Origin of the sequence: Streptomyces sp. NPDC004435 (assembly GCF_042873895.1) — a bacterium.
Classification (GTDB): Bacteria; Actinomycetota; Actinomycetes; order Streptomycetales; family Streptomycetaceae; genus Streptomyces.
The window spans coordinates 18,693-33,099 of the sequence record NZ_JBIAMB010000019.1 but is presented as its reverse complement, the minus strand read 5'-3'; the positions used below and the strand labels follow the sequence as shown (position 1 = coordinate 33,099).

Below are 14,407 nucleotides of genomic sequence, written 5' to 3'. Positions count from 1 at the left end.
GTCCCGGGCGGGGTGTTCTGCCGATCGGGCCGCACAGGCGCTAGGCCCGGTCGGTCTCCGCGGCGCGTCGTGCCAGCTCGTCCCAGAGCTTCCGTACCTGCGGCTCCAGCGCGTCGAACGGGCCGTCGTTGTCGATCAGGAGGTCCGCGATCTCCTGCCGGGCCGCGCGGCCGGCCTGGGCGGCCATGCGGGCCCTGGCCTCCTCCTCGGTCATGCCCCGGAGCCGTACCAGCCGGTCGAGCTGGGTCTCGGGCGAGGCGTCCACGACGACCACGAGGTCGTAGAGGGGCGCCAGGCCGTTCTCGGTGAGCAGGGGCACGTCGTGGACGACCACGTCCCCGGGGCCCGCCGTGCTCTCCAGCTCGGCCGACCGGGCCCCGACGAGCGGGTGGACGATCGCGTTGAGCGTGGCCAGCCGCTCGGGGTCGGCGAAGACGATGGAGCCGAGCTTCGGCCGGTCCAGCGCCCCGTCTCCGGTGAGGACGTCCTCCCCGAAGGCTTCCACGACGGCCGCGAGCCCCGGCGTGCCGGGTTCGACGACCTCGCGGGCGATCCGGTCCGCGTCGATCAGCACGGCCCCGTACGAGACGAGAAGCCGCGACACCTCACTCTTGCCGGCGCCGATTCCACCGGTCAGGCCCACCTTCAGCATGGGCGGCAGCTTAGGGCCCCGCCCCGCCGGCCTAGGAGTCACCCTCCCGTTCGGCGAGGAAGCGCTCGAACTCCCGGCCCAGTTCGTCGGCGGAGGGCAGGTCGACGGGCTCGGCGACGAGGCTGCCGCGGGTCTCCGCGCCGGCCATCGCGTCGTACTGGTGCTCAAGGCCCTGGACCAGGGCGACCAGTTCCTCGTCGCCCTGGCCGATCTGGCGGTCGATCTCGGTCTGGGTGCGGCGGGCCTCGGTGCGCAGCGTGTGGGCGACGCCCGGCAGGACGAGCCCGGTGGCGGCGGTGACGGCCTCCAGGGCGGTGAGCGCCGCGTCCGGGTAGGCGGAGCGGGCCACGTAGTGGGGGACGTGGGCGGCGACGCCCAGGGTGTCGAAGCCCGCCTCGGTGAGCCGGAACTCGATGAGGGACTCCGCGCTGCCGGGCACCTGCGCCTCGTCGAAGGGGCTGCGGTGGCCGGGCATGAGGTCGGTGCGGCTGCCGTGCGGGGTGAGGCCGACGGGCCGGGTGTGCGGGACGCCCATGGGGATGCCGTGGAAGTTGACCGCGAGCCGTACGCCGAGCCGTTCGACGATCTGGGCGACGGCGGCGGCGAACCGCTCCCACTCGACGTCCGGCTCGGGGCCGGAGAGGACGAGGAAGGGTGCGCCGGTGGCGTCCTGGACGAGGCGGACCTCGATGGTCGGCGTCTCGTAGGCGACCCACTGGTCGCGCTTGAAGGTCAGCAGGGGCCGGCGGGCTCGGTAGTCCACCAGCCGGTCGTGGTCGAAGCGGGCGACGACCTGGTTCGGCAGGGTGTCGAGGACTCCCTCGACGATCTGCTCGCCGGCCTCCCCCGCGTCGATGTAGCCGTCGAAGTGGTACAGCATGACCAGTCCGGTCGACTCCTGGGCCAGGGCCAGATCGACCACGGCCAGCCCCTTGGCGTCCCACTCGTACAAATCCTGGGGATCAAGCACGGTTACCGCTCCTCCTCGCGTCTTCAGGAGGAACGCCCCGGGGCGCAAGGTCATTCCCGTCCGGGGAGGTTCGGGGCGGCTCCGGCGCGCGTGTCAGGGGCCGGAGACGCGACCGGGGCCCGCTCCCCCGGGAGGGAGCGGGCCCCGGTGTACTGCTAGCGACTAGCGCCGCTCAGCGGTGAGCCTGTTCAGCTCTGGCCGCCGGCGAGCTTCTCGCGGAGGGCGGCGAGGGCCTCGTCCGACGCCAGGGCGCCGGCGCTGTCGTCCGACTCCGAGGAGTAGGAACCACCCGAGATGCCCGCACCGGCGTTGCCGGCGGCCGGGGCGGCAGCGCCCTCGGCAGCGGCGGCCTCGTCGGCCTCGCGGGACTTGATGACCTGGGCCTGGTGCTGCTCGAAGCGCGCCTGCGCCTCGGCGTACTGGGCCTCCCACGCCTCGCGCTGGGTCTCGTAGCCCTCGAGCCAGTCGTTGGTCTCGGGGTCGAAGCCCTCGGGGTAGATGTAGTTGCCCTGGTCGTCGTAGGACGCGGCCATGCCGTACAGGGTCGGGTCGAACTCGACCGACGCCGGGTCGGCACCGAAGGACTCGTTGGCCTGCTTCAGGGACAGCGAGATCCGGCGACGCTCGAGGTCGATGTCGATGACCTTGACGAAGATCTCGTCGTTGACCTGGACGACCTGCTCCGGGATCTCCACGTGGCGCTCGGCCAGCTCGGAGATGTGGACCAGACCCTCGATGCCCTCGTCCACGCGGACGAACGCGCCGAACGGAACCAGCTTGGTGACCTTGCCGGGGACGACCTGGCCGATCTGGTGCGTGCGGGCGAACTGCTGCCACGGGTCCTCCTGCGTCGCCTTCAGCGACAGGGAGACACGCTCGCGGTCCATGTCCACGTCGAGAACCTCGACGGTGACCTCCTGGCCGACCTCGACAACCTCGGACGGGTGGTCGATGTGCTTCCAGGACAGCTCGGAGACGTGGACGAGACCGTCGACGCCACCCAGGTCCACGAAGGCACCGAAGTTGACGATCGAGGAAACGACGCCGGAGCGGACCTGACCCTTCTGGAGGGTCGTGAGGAAGGTCTGGCGAACCTCGGACTGGGTCTGCTCCAGCCAGGCACGGCGGGACAGGACCACGTTGTTGCGGTTCTTGTCCAGCTCGATGATCTTCGCCTCGAGCTCCTTGCCCACGTAGGGCTGGAGGTCGCGGACACGACGCATCTCGACCAGGGAGGCCGGGAGGAAGCCGCGGAGGCCGATGTCGAGGATGAGACCACCCTTGACGACCTCGATGACGGTACCGGTGACGATGCCGTCCTCTTCCTTGATCTTCTCGATGGTGCCCCAGGCGCGCTCGTACTGGGCACGCTTCTTCGAGAGGATCAGGCGGCCTTCCTTGTCCTCCTTCTGGAGAACCAGGGCCTCGATCTCGTCGCCGACCTTGACGACCTCGTTCGGGTCGACGTCGTGCTTGATCGAGAGCTCGCGGCTCGGGATGACACCTTCGGTCTTGTAACCGATGTCGAGCAGGACCTCGTCCCGGTCGACCTTCACGATGACGCCGTCGACGATGTCGCCGTCGTTGAAGTACTTGATCGTCTCGTCGATCGCGGCGAGGAAGGCTTCCTCGTTACCGATGTCGTTGACCGCAACCTGCGGGGTGGTGGCGGTGGTCTCGGTGCTGCTCGTCATGTGGGAAAGGGCTCCGGTTACGGACAGAAAGTCGTAGGTACTGCTACGCCGAGAGCCCGTATCGCACTGAAGAAGCCAGACAGCTGATGAAGCGCCTTCCGAAGACCGGAGGCGCCTCGCAAACCGAGGGGACTGCAACAGGTGCGAGCGCGGCCTGCTCCGTCTGAGGCGCGCAGGCCCGCAGCGCAACCTTTAGCATACGGGGGCGGCCGGACAGGGTCAATGCGCGAAGCGCGCACCCGGGACAGAACCACGTAAACCCGGCACTAATCGTGTCCACCCGCGCCTCATCGGCGGGGTCCACCGGGGGGCGGCACCTGTGCGCAAACTACATCGGCGGGCGAGATGAACCAAGAGTACGAGCACGAAGATCCCCTCTCCTCGGACGAGGAGGAGGCCGAGGCGACCCGGCGTGACGCGGGGGACGCGGAGAGCAGCCGGGCCAGCCGGGGATGGTGGGACCGGAACGCCGACGAGTACCAGACCGAGCACGGCGCCTTCCTCGGCGACGACCGGTTCGTCTGGGGTCCGGAGGGCCTGGACGAGGCCGAGGCCGGGCTGCTCGGGCCGGCGGAGGAGCTGAAGGGGCTCGACGTCCTGGAGATCGGCGCGGGCGCGGCGCAGTGCTCGCGGTGGCTCGCGGCGCGGGGCGCCCGGCCGGTGGCGCTCGACCTCTCGCACCGGCAGCTCCAGCACGCGCTGCGGATCGGCGGGGAGGTGCCGCTGGTCGAGGCGGACGCGGGGGCGCTGCCGTTCCGCGACGGCTCCTTCGACCTGGCGTGCTCCGCCTACGGGGCGGTGCCCTTCGTGGCCGATCCGGTGCGGGTCTTCCGCGAGGTGCGGCGGGTGCTGCGTCCGGGCGGGCGCTGGGTGTTCTCGGTGACGCATCCGATCCGCTGGGCCTTCCCCGACGAGCCGGGGCCCGAGGGCCTCTCGGTCGCCGCCTCGTACTTCGACCGCACTCCTTATGTCGAGCAGGACGAGGCCGGGCGGGCCGTGTACGTGGAGCACCACCGGACGCTGGGCGACCGGGTGCGGGACGTGGTGGCCGGCGGCTTCCGGCTGGTGGACCTGGTCGAGCCGGAGTGGCCGGCGTGGAACGGCCAGGAGTGGGGAGGCTGGTCGCCGCTGCGGGGGAACCTGATCCCGGGCACGGCGATCTTCCTGTGCGTACGCGAGGACTGAACGCGTTCTTCCTATTAATGGGCGGGCCTGTGGATGACGCGGCCCGCCCTTTTCCTTCCGCGTACGAGACTGAGTGCGTGATCCGACACGACGCACTCGATCTGCTTCCCGTCCGCCCTGCCGTTCCCGAGCTGCTGGCCGCGCTCGCCGAGCGCGGCACCGCGGTGCTGCACGCGCCGCCCGGCACCGGCAAGACCACGCTGGTGCCGCTGGCGCTCGCGGGGCTCGTGGGCGACGGGCCCGAGCGGCGGGTGCTGGTGGCCGAGCCGCGCCGGATGGCGGTGCGGGCCGCGGCGGCGCGGATGGCCTGGCTGCTGGGCGAGGAGGTCGGCGGGGCGACCGGGGCCGTCGGCTTCGCGGTGCGCGGGGAGCGGCGGGCCGGTCCCGCGACGCGGGTCGAGGTGGTGACGACGGGCATCCTGCTCCAGCGGCTCCAGCGGGACCCGGAGCTCGCTGGGGTGGACGTGGTGCTGCTCGACGAGTGTCACGAACGGCATCTGGACGCCGACACGGCCCTCGCCTTCCTGGTGGACGTACGGGCCGCGCTGCGGCCGGAGCTGGGGCTCGTCGCGGCCTCGGCGACCAGCGACGCGGAGGCGTGGGCGCGGCTGCTGACCTCGCAGGAGGCCGGCGGGCCCGCGCCGGTGGTGCGGAGCGTGGGCGAGGGGCACGGGTTCGCGGTGCGTCACGCGCCACCGCCCGCGGGGATCCGTCCGGCGCACGGCACCTGGGTGGACCCCGCACTGCTGCGGCACGTGGCGGGGACGGTCCGGGAGGCGCTGGCGCGGCACGAGGGGGACGTCCTCTGCTTCCTGCCCGGCACCGGGGAGATCGCGCGGACAGCCGGACTGCTCGACGGGGTGGACGCGGAGGTGCTCCAGCTGCACGGGCGGGCTCCGGCGGCGGTTCAGGACGCGGTGCTGCGGGGCGCCGGACCGGGTGGGCGGCGGCGGGTGGTGCTGTCGACGTCGGTGGCGGAGTCGAGCCTCACCGTGCCCGGGGTGCGGGTCGTGGTGGACGCGGGGCTGGCGCGGGAGCCGCGGATGGATCACGCGCGCGGTCTCGGGTCGCTGGCGACGGTGCCGGTGTCGGCCGCGGCGGCGACGCAGCGGGCGGGGCGGTCGGGGCGTGAGGCGCCGGGCACGGTGTACCGGTGCTGGTCGGAGGCGGAGGAGAGCGGGCGGGTGCGGTTCCCGGCGCCGGAGATCCGGATCGCGGACCTGGCCGACTTCGCGTTGCGGGCCGCGTGCTGGGGCGATCCGACGGCCGAGGGGCTGGCGCTGCTCGACGCGCCGCCGGCCGGAGCGCTGGCGGCGGCCCGCTCGGTGCTGGAGGCGATCGGTGCGGTGGACGAGACGGGGAGGGCGACCGGGCGGGGGGTGCGGATGGCCCGGCTCGGTCTGCATCCGCGGCTCGGCCGGGCACTGCTGGACGGGGCGTCCGAGGTGGGGGCACGGCGGGCGGCGGAGGTGGTGGCGCTGCTGAGCGAGGAACCGCCTCGGGAGTACGGGGACGATCTGGCGGGCGCCTGGCGCCAGGCCCGCCGGGGCGGCGACGCGTACGGGGCCCGCTGGCGGGCGGAGGTGCGGCGGCTGGAGCGGGCGGCGGCCTCGGCGGGTGCCGGGGAGGACGCCGGCGCGGCCGCCGGGGGCGGGGACGACCGGGTGGCGGGGACGGTGACGGCGCTGGCGTTCCCCGAGCGGGTGGCGCGGGCCCGGGAGCAGGGCGGGCATCTGATGGTGTCCGGGAGCGGGGCGCGGCTCGCGGAGGGGTCGGGGCTGCGGTCGGCGCCGTGGCTGGCGGTGGCGGTGGCGGACCGGACCGCGCGGGACGCGACGGCGCGGGTGCGGCTGGCGGCGGTGGTGGACGAGGCCGTGGCGCGGCGGGCGGCGGGCCATCTGCTGCGCGCGGGCGAGGAGGTGCGCTGGGAGGACGGCGACGTGGTCGCGCGGTCCGTGGAGCGGCTGGGGGCGGTGGAGCTGGTGGTGCGCCCGCTGGGGGCGGGGGCGGATCCGGTGCTGGTGCGGGAGGCGCTGCTCGACGGCCTGCGGCGGGAGGGGACGGGGCTGCTGCGGTGGGGGCGGGAGGCGGTGGAACTGCGTGAGCGGCTGGCGTTCCTGCACGGGGCGGTCGGCGGGGCGTGGCCGGAGGTGACGGAGGAGGCGCTGGTGGAGCGAGCCGAGGAGTGGCTGGAGCCGGAGCTGTCGCGGGCGGGGCGGCGGGCGGATCTGGGGCGGATCGACGCCGGTGAGGCGCTGCGGCGGCTGCTCCCGTGGGCCTCGGGCGAGGCGGGGCGGCTCGACGAGCTGGCGCCGGAACGGATCGAGGTGCCGAGCGGTTCGCGGATCCGGGTGGCGTACGGGGAAGGGAGACCGGTGCTGGCGGTGAAGCTCCAGGAGCTGTTCGGTCTCGCCCGGACGCCGACGGTGGCGGGGGTGCCGGTGCTGGTGCACCTGCTCTCCCCCGCCGGGCGGCCGGCTGCCGTGACCGCCGATCTGGCCTCGTTCTGGCGGGACGGCTACCGGGCGGTGCGGGCGGAGCTTCGGGGGCGGTACCCGAAGCACCCGTGGCCGGAGGACCCGTCGTCCGCGGCGGCGACCCGGCACACGAGCGCGCGGCTCAGACGGGAGGGGTGACGGTCTCGGGGACGGCCCGCGGGGCGGCCGCGGGGGCGGGGCGGCGGGAGCGGTGCTCCAGCAGGAGCGCGAGGGCGAGCAGGAGGAGGGCGAGGACGGTGAAGGTCCACGGCAGCCAGGAGACGAGGAGGAGGACGGTGGTGCGGTTGGCGGAGACCAGCTCGACGGTGTCGACGACGTAGTCCTCGCGCATCTTCACGTGGCCGGCGAAGACGGTGACGGTGTCGGAGCCGGTCAGGGCCTTGGCGCCGCGGAGCTCCTCCTTGTGGATCTCCTCGCCGTTGACGGGGGCCCCGGTGACGGGCTCGACCCAGAACATCCGCTTGGTGGTGTACCAGCGGGTGAGGCCCATGCTCGCGATGACCTCGGGGGTGATGCCCTCTACCGGCATGGTCTTGGGCATGGGGACCTCGGTCCAGGGGATGGTCTGCTCGTAGTAGTAGACCTCCAGGCCGCGGAAGGTGCGGGTCCCCACGTAGTGGATGGGGGACGAGGTGCGGGTCTGGGCGTCGAAGTAGAGGTAGTCGCGCTTCTCGGTGAGGAAGGGCCACTTGAACTCGATGCCCTCGCGTTTGACCGGGTCGCCGTCGACCATCTCGCCGGGCACGTTGACGGGGTCCTGGGTGTGGGCGTCGAAGACGTACCGCTCGGGGATCTTGGACACCATCTTGCCGTCGGGCCCCATGACGTAGGAGAGGCCGTCCCAGACGACGACGTCGCGGTCGGTGCCCGCCTCGATCCGCTTCGACTCCTCCACGTTGCCCTTGAGGGTCTGGACGATCGTGATCTTCTCGACCTCGCGGGCCTTGAGGGTGCCGTAGTCGAGGAGGGTCGCGGGGCGGGCCTCCAGGACGACCTCCTGGTACTGGTTCGGCGGGATCTTGGCCAGCCGGGGGAAGGCGTACCAGCGGAGGGTGGGGGCCATGGCGGCGAGGAAGACCGCGAGGGAGAGGAGGACGAGGCTGGCTCGGCGGCGCACGGGGGCTCCCTACTTCTTCGGGCCGGGGTCGGCGGTGAGCAGGGGCTTCGGTGAGGTGGGGCCGTCGGGCGGCAGGTCGACCACGGAGACGAGCAGGACGAAGAGCAGGACGGGTACGAGTCCGATGGCTGCGGCGACCAGGGCACGCATGTCGGCCTCCCGGCAGGTGATCTGATGGGTCGTCAGGGCGGGGGCACCGTAGCAACGCGATCGTGAGATGAGAACAGCTCGCGGCGGGGCGAACCGAAACGCGCGCCGCCCCCGGCGTCCCGGGAGGGACGGCGGGGGCGGCGCGGAGGAGCCGGGGCGGAGCCGGGGTCAGCCGGTGCGCGTCGGGCTCGCCTCGGTCGAGGCCGGGGCGGAGCCGGAGGCCGTCGGCGACGGGTCGGTCGTCGGCGCCGTGCTCGGATCCGTGGTCGGGTCCGGGGTGGCGGGCGGCGTGGTGGGGGCCGGGGCGGTGACGGTGAGCTTCACCTTCACCGTGCCGCCGCCGGGCGCGGTGAGCCAGAGGACGTAGTCGCCGCCCTTCGCGCCCGCCACCAGGTCCTTGATCGACAGCCGGCCCTGGGCGTCGGTCTTCAGGACCTTGGTGCGGACGGGGTTGCCCGCGGCGTCCTTGCCGAAGGACGGGCCGTCGGCACTCTGCTGCGGGGCGTCGGCGGAGTCGGTGACCACCGCGGTGACGCTGACGCCGGGGGCGAGCTCGGCGCCGCGGCGGGCCTCGACCGTGACGGGCTCGTAGCCGGCGCCGGTCTCGGCGGTCAGGGCGGTGTCCCCGACGCGGGCGAGGGCGTCGGCCTTGCGGACCTCGACGGTCGCCTTCAGTTCGGCGGCCGGCAGGGAGCGGCCGGGGACCGTGGCGCGAACGGTGAAGGGCTCCGCCTTCTCGCCGGCGCGGAGGGCCGGGGCCTTGGCGACGCCCTTGGCGTCCGAGGTCACGGTCACCGTGGTGGCACCGGCGGGGAAGCGGGCGTCGGTGGTGCCGGGGAGCGCGAAGCGGACGCTGACGCCGGCGACCGGACGGCCCGAGGCGTCCACGGCGGTGACCGAGGCGGCCTCGGCGAAGGTGCTCTCGGTGACCGCGGTGAGCACCGCCGTTCCCGCCCTGAGATGGGCGACCTTGACGGTCGGCGGTACCTCGACGGGCTTGGCCGGCGGCCGGGATGTCGGGTCCGTGACCGGCGGCTTCGTCGGCTCGGCCGGCTTCGGCGGCTCGGTCGGCTTCGGCGGCTCGGTCGGCTTCGGCGGCTGGGTCGGGCGCTGCTCGGTGGGCTTCTGCGTCGCCTTGTCCGCCGGCGGAGTGGTGCTCGGGGACGGCGGGTTCGGCGAGACGGGCGTCGTCGGGCGGGTCGTCCCCGCCGGAGGGTTCCGGTCACTGCGGTCGACCGGGAGCACGCCGGTGCCGTCCGGGACGGTGTGGGTGCCGCGCCCGTAGTACTCGAACCAGGAGAGGACGGTGGTCAGATACTCCGTGGAACGGTTGTAGCTGAGGATCGCCCGGTCGAGGTCGGCCTTGATGGCGAGGTCCCGGCCCCCGGCGCACAGGTACATGCCCGCCGCCTGGGCGGCGTCGTAGATGTTGTTGGGGTCCTTCTTCCCGTCGCCGTTGGCGTCCTGGCCCCAGACGGCCCAGGTGGACGGGATGAACTGCATGGGGCCGACGGCACGGTCGTGCGTGGTGTCGCCGTCGAACGCGCCGCCGTCGGTGTCCGAGATGTTGGCGAAGCCGACACCGTTGAGAGCCGGGCCGAGGATCGGGGAGAAGGTCGTGCCGTTTCCGTCGACGCGGCCTCCGCGTGCCTGGCCGGACTCGACCTTGCCTATGCCGGCGAGGAGTTGCCAGGGCAGGTTGCAGGAGGGGTCGGTGGCGCGGACCGAGGCCTCGGCGCGGCGGTAGGCGGCGAGGACGGTCGTGGGTATGCCGGCCTCGGCGGGGCCGGTGACGACCGGCACCTGCGGAGAGGTGGGCACACCGGCGAGATTCGGCGGCTTCAGCGGCGGCAGGTCGAGGTAGTACGGCGAGTCGCCGGTCGCCGAACCGCCGTCCGCGCCACCGTTCGGGGACGTGGCGTCGCCGGCGCCGACGGCGTGGTCGCCGTTGAGGCCGTCGGCCGGCGGCGCGATCGCGCCCGGACCCTGCGAGGCGGCCAGCGCCGCGACCGCGGCGGCCACGATCGCTCCGCTGGTGGCGCCCCTGCGCAGACGGCGGCCGAACTGCTCTGCCATGCCGTGCTCCCTCCCCAGTCGACTGCGGCCGCACGCTCCCCGCGCATGGCCTCAGGCGACCTTATGCGATGTCCGTATCACGGAACACCAGGGCCTGACCGAGTTTCACGCTTTCGTCACCCCTTGGTCTCCCGGTGGCCGGACACGGAGGTCCGCGCTCCGGGATCCCGGGCCCGCCGCGGGAACCGCCGCACCGGCGCATGGCCTCTAGACCTTGCGGGCCGATCATCCGTACGACCAGGAGGTTCCTCCGGTGCCCTTCACCCTGAGCCATGCCGCCGCCGTCCTGCCGGGACTGCGGCGGGACGGGACGGCGCGCGGACCGCTGGTCGCCTCCGCCCTGGTCGCCGGCAGCTTCTCCCCGGACCTCACCTACTTCGCGGCGACGGTGGTGCCGGAGGCGATGACGTTCGGGGACGTGACCCACTCCTCCGTCGGGCTCGTCACCGTCGACGTGGTCATCGCCGCCGTGCTGGTGGGCCTCTGGCTGACGGTCCGTGAGCCACTGGTGGGTCTGCTGCCGGAGAGCCGGCGCGGGCAGGTGTACGCGGTGGTGCGCGGCCGGCCCTGGCGGGAGCGGCGGCCGGCCGGGCTCGCGGCCTGGTTCGCCGTGTCGGCGGCGCTCGGCGCGACCACCCACGTCGTCTGGGACACCTTCACCCACATCGACCGCTGGGGGACGCGGAAGCTGCCCTTCCTGGCGGAGATCGTGGCCGGGTTCCCCGTCTACACGTACGCGCAGTACGGAGGGTCGGCGCTGGCGCTGGGCCTGCTCGGCTGGTTCGCGGCCCGGGCGGTGCGGTCGGTGCCGGCCGGGACCCGGACGCCCGCGGCGGTACGGGTGCCGGGCCGGCGCGCGCGGCGGGCGGCGCTGCTGCTGATCGGGGGCTGCGTACTGGCGGGGATCGCGCACCGGGTGCTGCGCTGGGCGGCGTACTGGGGCTGGGACCGGATCGAGAACCCGCTCGACATCGTCCCGACCGCCTGTTTCGGGGCGGGCGCGGGGCTCCTCGCGGGCCTCCTGCTGTACGGGGTGGCGGCCCGGCTGCGAGGACGGCGTACGGCACCGGCCCCCGGTCCCGAAACGGCCGGGGAAGCAGCTCCGGGCGACCGGCCGGAGCACTCCCGCCCCGGCGTCCGCTGATCCCCGGCGCCCGGGCGTCCGCTGATCCCCGGCGTCCCGCCGTCCGCTGATCCCCGGCGCCCGGGCGGATCCGTCCGGGCGCGCACGCGCCGGTGGCCGCGCCCCGTCAGGGGTGCGGCCACCGGTGGGGCGGGTGCGTCAGTGCGCGGCGGAGTCCCAGTCCGGGCCGACGCCGACGGAGACGTCGAGCGGGGCACGGAGGTCGGCGGCGGCCGACATCTGCTCGCGGACCAGGGCCTCGACCCGCTCGCGCTCGCCGGGGGCGATCTCCAGGACGATTTCGTCGTGGACCTGGAGGAGCATCCGGGAGGAGAGGCCGGCCTCGCCGAGGGCCTGGTCGACCTTGAGCATGGCGACCTTGACGATGTCGGCGGCGGTGCCCTGGATCGGGGCGTTGAGCGCCATCCGCTCGGCGGCCTCGCGGCGCTGGCGGTTGTCGCTGTTGAGGTCCGGGAGGTAGCGGCGGCGGCCGAGCATGGTCTCGGTGTAGCCGGTGGCGCGGGCCTCGTCGACGACCCGGCGCAGGTAGTCGCGGACGCCGCCGAAGCGCTCGAAGTAGGTGTCCATCAGTCCGCGGGCCTCGCCCGGGTCGATGTTCAGCTGCTGCGAGAGGCCGAAGGCGGAGAGGCCGTAGGCGAGGCCGTACGACATGGCCTTGATCTTGCGGCGCATCTCGGCGTCGACGGCGGACCGCTCGACGCCGAAGACCTGGGAGGCGACGGTGGTGTGCAGGTCCTCGCCCGAGGTGAACGCCTCGATCAGGCCCTCGTCCTCGGAGAGGTGGGCCATGACGCGCAGCTCGATCTGGCTGTAGTCGGCGGTCATGAGGGACTCGAAGCCCTCGCCGACGACGAAGCCGTGCCGGATGGCGCGGCCCTCGTCGGTCCGCACCGGCACGTTCTGCAGGTTGGGGTCGGTGGAGGAGAGACGGCCGGTGGCGGCGACGGTCTGGCTGAAGGTGGTGTGGATGCGGCCGTCGGCGGCGATCGTCTTGATCAGGCCCTCGACGGTGGAACGGAGCCGGGCCTGCTCGCGGTGGCGGAGCATGATGACCGGCAGTTCGTGCTCGGTCTGGCCGGCCAGCCAGGCGAGCGCGTCGGCGTCGGTGGTGTAGCCGGTCTTGGTCTTCTTGGTCTTCGGGAGGTTGAGCTCGCCGAAGAAGACCTCCTGGAGCTGCTTGGGCGAGCCGAGGTTGAACTCGTGGCCTACGGAGGCGTGGGCCTCCTTGACGGCCTGCTGCACAGCACCGGCGAACTGCTGCTCCATCGCCTCCAGGTGGTCGCGGTCGGCGGCGATGCCGTGCCGCTCCAGGCGGGCGAGGAGGACGGAGGTGGGCAGTTCCACCTCGTGCAGCAGCTCGCGGGCGCCGACCTCGTCGAGCTTGGACTCGAAGGCGCTTCCCAGGTCGAGGACGGCGCGGGCCTGGGTCATCAGGGCCTCGGCCTCGGCGTGGTCCTCGGCACCGAAGGCGAGCTGGCCCTCGGATACCGCGGCGGGGGCGAGCTCGCGGCCGAGGTACTCCAGCGAGAGGGCGTCCAGGGCGAAGGAGCGGCGGCCGGGCTTGACCAGGTAGGCGGCGAGCGCGGTGTCCATGGTGACGCCGGCGACGCTCCAGCCGTGCTCCGGGAAGACCCGCAGGGCGCCCTTGGCGTTGTGGAGGACCTTGGGGCGGGCCGGGTCGGAGATCCAGGCGGCCCAGGCCCGCTCGTCGGCCTCGTCCAGCTCGCTGGGGTCGAACCAGGCGGCCTCGCCTCCGGCGGCGGCCAGCGCGACCTCGGAGACGCTGCCGGTGCCCAGCGCCCAGCTGTCGACGGTGGCGACGCCGAGGGGCTGCTCGCCGTGGGCGGCCAGCCAGGGGGCGAGCTCGCCGGAGCCGAGGACGGAGAAGTCGAGCTCGACGCCGGGGGCGGGCGCCGGGGCCGTCTCCTCGGCGGAGCCGGGGTCGACGGCGAGGAGCCGCTCGCGCAGCGAGGGGTTGCGGATCTCCAGGGTGTCGAGGACGAGGGCGACGGCCTTGCGGTCGTACGGCTCACGGGCCAGGTCGGCGACGGTCCTCGGCAGCTCGACGTCCCGGACCATCTCGGTGAGGACGCGGTTGAGCTTGACGGACTCCAGGTGGTCCCGGAAGTTCTGCCCGGCCTTGCCCTTGACCTCCTCGGCGCGCTCGACCAGCTCGGCGAAGGAGCCGAACTGGTTGATCCACTTGGCGGCGGTCTTCTCGCCGACACCCGGGATGCCCGGCAGGTTGTCGGACGGGTCGCCACGCAGGGCAGCGAAGTCGGGGTACTGGGAGGGCGTGAGGCCGTACTTCTCCTGGACCTTCTCCGGGGTGAAGCGGGTCAGCTCGGAGACGCCCTTGGTGGGGTAGAGCACGGTGGTGTGGTCGGAGACCAGCTGGAAGGAGTCCCGGTCACCGGTGACGATCAGGACCTCGAAGCCGGCGGCCTCGGCCTGGGTGACGAGGGTGGCGATGATGTCGTCGGCCTCGAAGCCGTCGACGGCGAACCGCGGCGCGTTCATCGCGTCGAGGAGTTCGCCGATCAGCTCGACCTGGCCCTTGAACTCGTCGGGGGTCTTGGAACGGTTCGCCTTGTACTCGGGGAACTCCTGCGAGCGCCACGTCTTGCGGGACACGTCGAAGGCGACGGCGAAGTGCGTGGGCGCCTCGTCGCGCAGGGTGTTCGCCAGCATCGACGCGAAGCCGTAGATCGCGTTGGTCGGCTGCCCGGTCGCGGTGGTGAAGTTCTCCGCGGGCAGCGCGAAGAACGCCCGGTACGCGAGCGAGTGCCCGTCCATGAGGAGCAGGCGGGGGCGGGTGTCTGCGGGGTTCTTCGATGCTGTCTCGGCCACGGGACGATCCTGCCACGGACCACCGACAATCCCGTCCCGCACCGGTCGGGGTGCCGGGTTGTCGGCGCCCC

At 73.4% G+C, this 14,407-nt stretch carries 10 protein-coding genes; 3 read left to right on the top strand and 7 right to left on the bottom strand.

The features are described from left to right. Positions 1 to 40 precede the first annotated feature (40 nt). The 3 genes from coaE to rpsA all read right to left on the bottom strand — a co-directional run bounded on the left by coaE (position 41) and on the right by rpsA (position 3,316). Complete coding sequence (gene coaE, locus ACFYT9_RS29420; RefSeq protein WP_389168776.1) at positions 41 to 652, bottom strand: dephospho-CoA kinase; 612 nt, start codon at positions 650 to 652, stop codon at positions 41 to 43. A gap of 31 nt (positions 653 to 683) precedes the next feature. Further along, complete coding sequence (locus ACFYT9_RS29415; protein WP_376602771.1) at positions 684 to 1,622, bottom strand: PAC2 family protein; 939 nt, start codon at positions 1,620 to 1,622, stop codon at positions 684 to 686. A 188-nt stretch (positions 1,623 to 1,810) separates the two neighbouring features. Then, complete coding sequence (gene rpsA / locus ACFYT9_RS29410; protein ID WP_031002689.1) at positions 1,811 to 3,316, bottom strand: 30S ribosomal protein S1; 1,506 nt, start codon at positions 3,314 to 3,316, stop codon at positions 1,811 to 1,813. Between the two features lie 345 nt (positions 3,317 to 3,661). On the opposite strand from rpsA, the gene ACFYT9_RS29405 reads away from it, so the two are divergent. Beyond that, positions 3,662 to 4,501 (top strand): class I SAM-dependent methyltransferase, encoded by an 840-nt coding sequence (locus ACFYT9_RS29405; protein WP_376603442.1) that lies wholly within the window; start codon positions 3,662 to 3,664, stop codon positions 4,499 to 4,501. 77 nt (positions 4,502 to 4,578) lie between these two features. Next, positions 4,579 to 7,137 (top strand): ATP-dependent helicase HrpB, encoded by a 2,559-nt coding sequence (hrpB, locus tag ACFYT9_RS29400; RefSeq protein WP_389168774.1) that lies wholly within the window; start codon positions 4,579 to 4,581, stop codon positions 7,135 to 7,137. Here hrpB and ACFYT9_RS29395 read toward each other — a convergent pair. The 3 genes from ACFYT9_RS29395 to ACFYT9_RS29385 all read right to left on the bottom strand — a co-directional run bounded on the left by ACFYT9_RS29395 (position 7,121) and on the right by ACFYT9_RS29385 (position 10,342). Beyond that, complete coding sequence (locus ACFYT9_RS29395) at positions 7,121 to 8,116, bottom strand: DUF3068 domain-containing protein (RefSeq protein ID WP_387274110.1); 996 nt, start codon at positions 8,114 to 8,116, stop codon at positions 7,121 to 7,123. The genes hrpB and ACFYT9_RS29395 overlap by 17 nt on opposite strands. A gap of 9 nt (positions 8,117 to 8,125) precedes the next feature. Then, positions 8,126 to 8,266, bottom strand: a complete 141-nt coding sequence (locus ACFYT9_RS29390; RefSeq protein WP_383430092.1) for an SPW_0924 family protein — start codon at positions 8,264 to 8,266, stop codon at positions 8,126 to 8,128. A gap of 168 nt (positions 8,267 to 8,434) precedes the next feature. Continuing rightward, entirely contained in the window at positions 8,435 to 10,342 is a 1,908-nt protein-coding gene (locus ACFYT9_RS29385) for a lytic transglycosylase (protein ID WP_389168772.1), read from the bottom strand. A gap of 253 nt (positions 10,343 to 10,595) precedes the next feature. On the opposite strand from ACFYT9_RS29385, the gene ACFYT9_RS29380 reads away from it, so the two are divergent. Then, the gene (locus tag ACFYT9_RS29380) at positions 10,596 to 11,486 is read left to right on the top strand and encodes a DUF4184 family protein (protein ID WP_389168770.1); all 891 of its coding nucleotides are present in this window, start codon (positions 10,596 to 10,598) and stop codon (positions 11,484 to 11,486) included. A 138-nt stretch (positions 11,487 to 11,624) separates the two neighbouring features. Here the strand turns inward: ACFYT9_RS29380 and polA are convergent, their stop codons facing one another. Next, on the bottom strand, positions 11,625 to 14,336 hold the full coding sequence (gene polA, locus ACFYT9_RS29375) for a DNA polymerase I (protein ID WP_389168768.1): 2,712 nt from the start codon (positions 14,334 to 14,336) through the stop codon (positions 11,625 to 11,627). Positions 14,337 to 14,407: the final 71 nt, after the last annotated feature.